Annotated in this window: 8 protein-coding genes and 1 rRNA gene; 4 read left to right on the forward strand and 5 right to left on the reverse strand. The window is 35.3% G+C overall.

Annotated features, from left to right (window positions below; all coding sequences use genetic code 11):
* Window position 1: 1 nt before the first annotated feature.
* Complete coding sequence (gene metC / locus QUS22_RS01700; protein WP_289513251.1) at window positions 2-1,243, forward strand: cystathionine beta-lyase; 1,242 nt, start codon at window positions 2-4, stop codon at window positions 1,241-1,243.
* Window positions 1,218-2,615, forward strand: a complete 1,398-nt coding sequence (locus QUS22_RS01705) for a Mur ligase family protein (protein ID WP_289513252.1) — start codon at window positions 1,218-1,220, stop codon at window positions 2,613-2,615. Before metC ends, QUS22_RS01705 begins: the two co-directional genes overlap by 26 nt.
* Window positions 2,616-2,772: 157 nt before the next feature.
* Here QUS22_RS01705 and QUS22_RS01710 read toward each other — a convergent pair whose 3' ends face one another.
* The 4 genes from QUS22_RS01710 to rlmB all read right to left on the reverse strand — a co-directional run bounded on the left by QUS22_RS01710 (window position 2,773) and on the right by rlmB (window position 5,474).
* Complete coding sequence (locus QUS22_RS01710; protein WP_289513253.1) at window positions 2,773-2,895, reverse strand: hypothetical protein; 123 nt, start codon at window positions 2,893-2,895, stop codon at window positions 2,773-2,775.
* Between the two features lie 478 nt (window positions 2,896-3,373).
* Window positions 3,374-3,910 carry a cytochrome c oxidase assembly protein gene (locus tag QUS22_RS01715; RefSeq protein ID WP_289513254.1) on the reverse strand — a complete coding sequence of 179 codons (537 nt, stop codon included), beginning with the start codon at window positions 3,908-3,910 and terminating at the stop codon, window positions 3,374-3,376.
* Window positions 3,911-4,624, reverse strand: a complete 714-nt coding sequence (locus QUS22_RS01720) for a Bax inhibitor-1/YccA family protein (RefSeq protein WP_289513255.1) — start codon at window positions 4,622-4,624, stop codon at window positions 3,911-3,913. It lies immediately after the preceding gene.
* A gap of 94 nt (window positions 4,625-4,718) precedes the next feature.
* Window positions 4,719-5,474 (reverse strand): 23S rRNA (guanosine(2251)-2'-O)-methyltransferase RlmB, encoded by a 756-nt coding sequence (gene rlmB / locus QUS22_RS01725; RefSeq protein WP_289513256.1) that lies wholly within the window; start codon window positions 5,472-5,474, stop codon window positions 4,719-4,721.
* 92 nt (window positions 5,475-5,566) lie between these two features.
* Between rlmB and QUS22_RS01730 the strand changes: the two genes are divergently transcribed.
* A complete protein-coding gene (locus QUS22_RS01730; RefSeq protein WP_289513257.1) occupies window positions 5,567-6,079 on the forward strand; it encodes a Smr/MutS family protein in 513 nt (170 codons plus the stop codon).
* Window positions 6,080-6,675: 596 nt separating this feature from the next.
* Here the strand turns inward: QUS22_RS01730 and QUS22_RS01735 are convergent.
* Complete coding sequence (locus tag QUS22_RS01735; protein WP_289513258.1) at window positions 6,676-7,218, reverse strand: DNA polymerase III subunit delta; 543 nt, start codon at window positions 7,216-7,218, stop codon at window positions 6,676-6,678.
* A 221-nt stretch (window positions 7,219-7,439) separates the two neighbouring features.
* On the opposite strand from QUS22_RS01735, the gene QUS22_RS01740 reads away from it, so the two are divergent.
* Window positions 7,440-8,342: ribosomal RNA gene (locus QUS22_RS01740) — 16S ribosomal RNA — on the forward strand; the annotation flags it as partial.

Below are 8,342 nucleotides of genomic sequence, written 5' to 3' on the forward strand. Positions count from 1 at the left end.
TGTGAAAGAAGAATCTTTGTTAATTAAAGCAGGAAGAAAATTTAATGACTATAAAGGTTCTATGAACCCACCAGTTTATCATTCTTCTACCATATTATTTCCAACTTACAGGAACTACTTAGATGCTGCAAATGGGGAGAGTATATATGATGTAATCAATGATGGTGTTGCAAGGGATTACAGTTATAGTAATGTTGGTACTCCCACTGTTCATTATCTTTCAAATGCGCTTGCTGAGGTTGAAGGTAGGGGGCAAGCATTAATTTATCCTTCCGGATTGTTTGCACTTACTTTTGCTATTCTAACTTTCGCTAAGGCAGGTTCGCATGTTCTGATTCAAGATAATAGTTATTATCGGCTTAAGAGGTTTGCTGAAAGTGAGCTACTAAAAAGGGGAGTAGGAGTAACTTTTTATGATCCAACACAAGATATAGCTAGTCTAATTCGGAGTAACACTTCATTGATAATGATTGAGACTCCCGGTTCTGTGACATTTGAAATTTCAAATATAGAACATATAGTAAAAGTTGCCAAGGAACATGGAATCGTAACAGTTTGTGACAATTCATGGTCCACTCCTTTGTTATTTAAGCCGCTTGATTGTGGAGTCGATGTTGCGTTGTATGCGGTTACAAAATATCTAGCTGGTCACTCAGATTTATTAATGGGGGCCATTGTTGCTGAAGGTGAAATTTTTAAGTTGCTTTATGAGGGCTACAAGAATTACGGAGTTACTGTTCAATCACATGACTGTTATCTTGCACACAGAGGGCTTAGGACATTGCACGCGCGCATGAAGAGGCATCAAAGCACAGCAATAAGAGTGGCAAGGTGGCTGGAAAAACATTCGAGAGTAGAAAAAGTCTTATATCCAGCACTTCCTTCCCATCCTCAACACAAATTATGGAAAAATTACTTCAAAGGTGCAAGTGGTGTATTTAGTATAGTGCTGAATAAAAAATATTCATGTGAAGAACTAAGCCGCATGGTTGATCACATGAAAATTTTTAATATTGGAGCTTCTTGGGGAGGATGTGATAGTTTAATATTACCAATGGATCGTAAATCTATGTCAAGGTCTGTAATGAGCTTAGGTTATAATGGGAGTTTCGTACGAATATTTTGTGGGTTAGAAGATCCTGGAGATTTAATCTCTGATTTAGATGCTGCTTTAGCAAGGCTACCATGTTTGGAATCTCAAGATGATAATGTAGAACGTGAGACTAAAAGAGTTACTGCATGACATTGTTGATGTTAACTTTGATATTGAAATCAAAGGCGTTACGTGTAATCCCAAGAGGGTCAAGAGAGGTTATCTTTTAGTTTGTTTGTCAGAGGCAGGTAAGAGATGCGTGAACAACATAAAAGCTTCAGCAATAATAGCAAGTTTTACAGGGCATGACGCTGAAATCCATGCCTTCCACCCAAATCCTCAAAAAGTGTATAGCAAAATAGTCAGCAGGTTTTATCAATTCAAACAACCGAAATATGTTGCTGCTGTAACGGGCACGAATGGTAAGACTTCAGTAGTAGAATTTTGTCGCCAGATTTGGCGAAACTCTGGCTATGATGCTGCATCTATTGGGACGCTTGGAACATGTATAAATAATGAAAGGAAAGATAATAATAGACTTACCACTCCGGATGCAGATGACCTTTATGCAACATTACGTGATATAAATAATAAAAACATAGAGCACTTAGCATTGGAAGCTTCAAGTCATGGAATTGATCAATATAGAATCCATGGACTCGGGCTAAATGCTGCAGCCTTTACTAATTTCTCGCATGATCATTTGGATTATCATAAGAATGTCAATGAGTATTTTGAAGCTAAAAAAAGATTGTTTTACGAGGTACTACCCACAGGAGAAACAGTAATTTTAAATGTGGATGTAGATGAATACTACGCGTTGCTCAAGGTAGCTGAAAAACGTGGTAACAAAGTTATAACCTATGGAAGAAAAGGCTCTGACATTACTTTATTGAAGCAAACACCAAAGCCAAATGGTCAACACCTTACAATTAAAATTAGTGATGAAATTTATTGCATGTTTTTTCCAGTTTTGGGGCAATTTCAAGCATATAATTTGCTGTGTGCAATCGGTGTAATTATTTCATCTGGAGTGGATTATCGGGAGATTTGTATAGATAAACTCGTTTCTCCACCGGGAAGAATGGAAAAAGTAAAACCTTTTACAGTTGTAGATTACGCTCACACTCCAAGTGCACTTAAGCAGGCTCTGTTGTCTTTAAAATGGCACTTGAACAAAAAAATAATCTTAGTTTTCGGTTGTGGTGGAGATCGTGATCAGACAAAACGTGCAGGAATGGGTAAAATAGCACAAATGTATGCTGATAGAGTGGTAGTTACAGATGATAATCCGCGTGATGAAGATCCGGCAGAAATTCGTCGTGATATTTTACTGCATTGTCCTGATGCACTAGAGATAGGAAATAGAAAAGAGGCTATAGAGAAGTGTATGAATATGGCATATAATGAGGGTATGATTCTGCTGGTTGCAGGAAAAGGACATGAAAGATACCAAATCATGAGCGGCCAAACTTTTGAATTCAGTGATGTTGAGGTTATAAGAAATAAAGTCATGCCTTAAAACTGATTTTCACAATGCACTTCTTGCATTGCCTCCTGTTATTCCAGTGCGTGACGCTAGAATCCAGAAAAAAATAGATCCAAGTAGTCGAGCTACTTTGATGACACCGAAGAGAGGGCTACTGGTTTTTTATGTAAATAATGGTTATGCAAGAAATCTAATCATTCATCATTCTTGCAAGTGAGAGCACTCTTATTTCTCTTGCACCAGAATTTAAAATTTCTTGAAAGTAAGGCTTAATAGTTGCTCCGGTTGTTACCATGTCATCGACCAATATCACGATTTTGTCTTTGATAATTTTTTTTGTTGCTTATTTTAAAAGCTTTCTTGAAATTTTCTTCACACTGTTTAAGTGAAAGACCAGCTTGAGACATGGTATGGCGAAGACATCTTGTTGCAAATGGTGTGTAAAATAAGTTGGACAGCTTATAATTCATTTCGCGTAGACTTTTACATAATTTAAATTATCAAAAAGCTTAAAATTTATAATCATGTTTTTACTATGTCGGTCATAGGTAAAAACTGACTTTAGTACTTTGAAAGGTGGGGGACTGGTAATGCACTTACTGCACGTATAGATGTTATTTGAAATTACTGAGCCATAAACATTGCAGTAATGTTTGGTTAAAAAGTTGATTTTTTGTTACACTCAACACACAAATCATAGTTTTTACCAATTATGCACTCACAACTTACGCATACGTTTGGAAATAAGAAACCTATGGCTTTTTTCAGTAGTGAAAGACTCGCGTTTCCTACTATTTAAGCTTAAAAAATGTATATGATAGTGTTATTTCACTTAAATCTTTTGTGCTATTATCCAACATTATCATGGGGTCTATGTAAAAGGATACGGGCATAGCTGCTTTTTGTTTCGGTAGCAACATTTGTTCTTCAAAGCAAAAGCATGCAACTTTATTGAAATATTTGCCTGCTTTGAAAGGTGTGACATTATATACTGCCATTCCAAACGAGGGCTGATCAGATAGATTTTTTGCGTAATAAAAAGCTAAACTTTGCTTTCCTATCTTTGTATCGATATAATTAGCTTCTGGGTTAAATTCCCATGGTAAGTCCGGCATTACATCAGTGTTAAAATAAACTCTAATTTTTTGGTTAGTTATATTTACCGCTGTGTTGGTTACCTTTCTCGTTGTGCCACCATATCCAGTAGCTTTACAGAAAATGCTATATAGTGGTACCGATGCATATGCAAGACACAGCATCAATACCACTAAAGATACCAAAAAGAAAACTATAGAACTTTTACTGTTTCCCTTTAAGAAGAAGAACATCTAATCTCTATTGTTGAGCAACCTAAGTAAATGCTTGAATATAATAATAAAGTCAAAATAAAGAGTAGTTGCGCCAAGTATTGCCCACTTAGTGGCTGCAACTTCCGAACCATCATTATACCTATAATAAATGTCTTTAATTTGCTGAGCATCGCATGCAGTCAGCAAGGTAAATACTATTACTGATATAAACGATATTGCAAAATAGAGTGCACTGCTTCTGAGGAATAAATTTACTATAAGTGCAATAACTAACCCCCAGGCTCCCATAATCAAGAAAGATCCCATGCTGGTTAGGTCTTTTTTTGTAGTGTTGCCATATAAAGCCATAGAACCAAACATGATTGATGTAATGAAAAATGCTCTTGCTATGTTCTCTGCGGTATAAATTATAAAGATATAGGATAGAGAAAGCCCCATTAAAGTTGAAAATAAGAAAAACATAGCCACTGTAGATTGAGCGCTTAGATTTTGTATTCTATAATACATATAGAATACTAATGCAAATGGAGATAACATTACTACAAGCGACAGAATGGGATTAGAATAGATTACCTGAAACAGGCCGGAAAATACCGTTAGGAACGCAACAAGCCCTGTGATGCCTAAAGCTAAAGCCATATAATTATATACTTTAGTTAGATAACTTCTAAGCCCAGCACTATAGTAAACGCCTTGCGAGCGAATGTCCTGTTCATTTCTTGTGTAAGACATAATGTAACTCCTTTTATCCCTTGATAGCCTATTATAATACAAAACTGCATTTTTATCAAGTAGAAAATCATTTTTTATTGCAATTGACGTGCAATTATTTTTGTTTTATGTAGATGGAGTATAGTCCTATTGCTGCTGCATTTGAAACATTTAGGCTGTCAATTGCGTTTGACATTGGAATTTTTAAAAGGTAATCACAGTTTTCTTTAACTAGTCTGCGTATCCCTTTCTCTTCAGAACCAAAAATAATTATTATTTTTTTTCCAAAGCTCTTTATTTCATCTATGCTCTCTTTAGCATTGCAATCAAATCCGTAACACCAGTAGCCGAATTTTTTTAAATACTCCGTAGTTTTTACTATATTTGTAACGTGTATTAGCGGGACAATATCTAATGCTCCACTTGCAGTTTTTGCGATAGATGTATTTTCGCTCGGTGAATGGTGATATGGTAAAACCAATGCGTCGACATTAAAACAAGCTGAAGTTCTTAAAATTGATCCAATATTGTGCGTATCAGTGATTTGATCTAAAATGACTATAATAGAGCTGTCGCTTGCGCTTTCAACTATTTCTTCGATGCTTAAGTTATAAAAGATAGGGGCAACTTTTAGAGCAATTCCTTGATGGTTAACACTTTTAGGTAAAACATCGTTAAATATTTTGTTTTCTACAAATTGAACTTGAATGCTCTTACTATCTACACATTGCCTAATTTCTTTTTCATGTTCCCTATAGAAATTTTCTGTTACTAACAGTTCTATACACCGCCTATTTTTGTTCTTCAGTGCTGATATGCAAGTGTGCTTTCCATATAGCCAAAAATTCTCATTAGTTTTTGGTGATTTCATAGTATTATTGAAGATCGGATTTTTGTAAAATAAGCAACATTTTACAATGTTTAGGTATTGTTGTAAAATTATACAATTTAATTGATGCGTTTATGTCAGACGATGAGTTAGATTGGCAAAAAAATGTTAAGCCAATAAAATGTGGAAGGGTTACTTTAAAAGTTGATCATGAAGTAGGTATAAAATCTGTGGGTGATAAATGTACTTTTGACTTACGAGAAAATTTTCTCAGTACCAACAGTGTTAGCTTATCATTTTGTCTTGACTATAATACAAAATCAAAAGTTGATAGGGGTAAATATTTTATAAGCGATAAGCTTGACCTACATGGCTATAATATAGAAGATGCTTACCATAAGTTGATAGATTTTATTACTAGAAATTATCGAGCAGGGAATAGGTGCTTGTTGGTAATTACTGGGCAAGGTAATGCAATAAGTAAAACAGGCACTATAAAGAATAATTTAAATAAATGGTTAAATGATATTAAAGTTCAGCATATGATTTTATATCACCAACAAGCTACAAAAAAACATGGTTATAAAGGGGCTTTTTATGTTTTGTTGAGAAGAAATAAAGGCTTTAGGCCCCTAAACTTGCCTTAGCTGCTACTTAAGTTTCAAGCATTCTTGAATAAAAGCAGAAAAAAGGTAATTTAGCTGCTTTTAAATTGCTTTAGTTATAAGTATTAAGAAATTATTAAATATATAAAAAGGCAAAAGAAGCCACGTGGTTGGCTAGTTATTTATATTTACTTTCAAACATGACGTTTTTTTATTTTAAACGTTTAATAACCGCGACTTAGCTGTTTTTTAATTGCAATTAACCTTAGCTTTAATACTTAAGAAACTTACCAAGTAGAAAAAAACAAGAAAACCCTTGTAGCTGATTATTCTACTCTTTATTTGAAAATTTGACGTTGGGTAATGTCTTGAACGCTTTATAAGTGCGTTTCAATTTGTATAGGTAAAAACCTAGAATTTTATGAAGACATACGGTACACATAGTGTAAAAAATTAAACAATAGTACACCAAATACAAGTTTTCTTGTTGTTTTAACCTGCTTAGATTGGGGAAGTTAAATAATAGTTTCGATGCTATGATAAGAAAGCTAATGAAGTTTGTCAAGCGACTTTGTTCGTTTCTATCAGCTGCCTGAAACGTTGTTATCGCGCTGTCAAATTTTTATGCAAGCAGTCTTTTAACTCCCATATATCTGGAGTAATTCTTGCGCATTAGCCTTTATTAAAATGGGACATTTTCTGTCATTTAATAGTGAGCGCAATATTTCAAGTGCACCTTTAATGTCATTATTATGTATCTTTACTATAGCAATAGCTTCTTGGCTTGAATAGGGATACACTGTGCTTGATTCTAAGTTATTAATTTTATCTTCATTTATTTTTCCACCTTGGTTAAGCAAATTCATTACTTCTAAATATTGTGCTAATTCACGCAAAACATTAGGAACATCTTTATTGTTTACCATATTACTATAAATAGATATTGTATCTGTTAGCGTTGAATTTGAGATATGGTTAAATGCACTTTCAAAGTGTGCAAGATACTTCCAATTTAAGTCTATTTCTTCTAGTAGCTTATTATCTTTCTTGGAAAATAACACTGTATAGAACTTATTGCCTGCGATTGTAGATTGTTTTACATTATTAATGTTGCGTAATGAGTATAATATTATGCCAATTAGCACTGGTGCTAATGCAATTAGAAAGATGTATTTCTTCATACTAATATTCTCAATAGATATACATTTATATATTAATGTCTTTTGATTTGCAAAAATATATTGACATAGTGATTAGATCGAATAATAATGTTTCTAAAGTTGTTTGAATAGTTGGAGATTACAGTATTTCTAAAGTAGAAATAAAGACAGCAGTATAAAGCTAAATTATTTTTTCGTCGGATTTATCCGATGTACCCTCAGCCTTTTATAGGTTGAAGTCTAAATTTGAGAGTTTGATCCTGGCTCAGAATGAACGCTGGCGGCAGGCCTAACACATGCAAGTCGAACGGAGTTATATTGTAGCTTGCTATAGTATAGCTTAGTGGCAGACGGGTGAGTAATGTATAGGAATCTACCTAGTAGTACGGAATAATTGTTGGAAACGGCAACTAATGCCGTATACGCCCTACGGGGGAAAAATTTATTGCTATTAGATGAGCCTATATTAGATTAGCTAGTTGGTAGGGTAATGGCCTACCAAGGCAATGATCTATAGCTGATCTGAGAGGATGATCAGCCACACTGGAACTGAGATACGGTCCAGACTCCTACGGGAGGCAGCAGTGGGGAATATTGGACAATGGGCGGAAGCCTGATCCAGCCATGCCGCATGAGTGAAGAAGGCTTTTGGGTTGTAAAGCTCTTTTAGTGGGAAAGATAATGACGGTACTCACAGAAGAAGTCCTGGCTAACTCCGTGCCAGCAGCCGCGGTAATACGGAGAGGGCTAGCGTTATTCGGAATTATTGGGCGTAAAGAGCGCGTAGGCTGGTTAGTAAGTTAAAAGTGAAATCCCAAGGCTTAACTTTGGAATTGCTTTTAAAACTGCTAATCTAGAGATTGAAAGAGGATAGAGGAATTCCTAGTGTAGAGGTGAAATTCGTAAATATTAGGAGGAACACCAGTGGCGAAGGCGTCTATCTGGTTCAAATCTGACGCTGATGCGCGAAGGCGTGGGGAGCAAACAGGATTAGATACCCTGGTAGTCCACGCTGTAAACGATGAATGCTAAATATGGGAAGGTTACTTTCTGTATTACAGCTAACGCGTTAAGCATTCCGCCTGGGGACTACGGTCGCAAGATTAAAACTCAAAGGAATTGACGGGGACCCGCACAAGCGGTGG

The sequence above is a fragment of the Wolbachia pipientis genome, from assembly GCF_030373985.1.
Classification (GTDB): domain Bacteria; phylum Pseudomonadota; class Alphaproteobacteria; order Rickettsiales; family Anaplasmataceae; genus Wolbachia; species Wolbachia pipientis_D.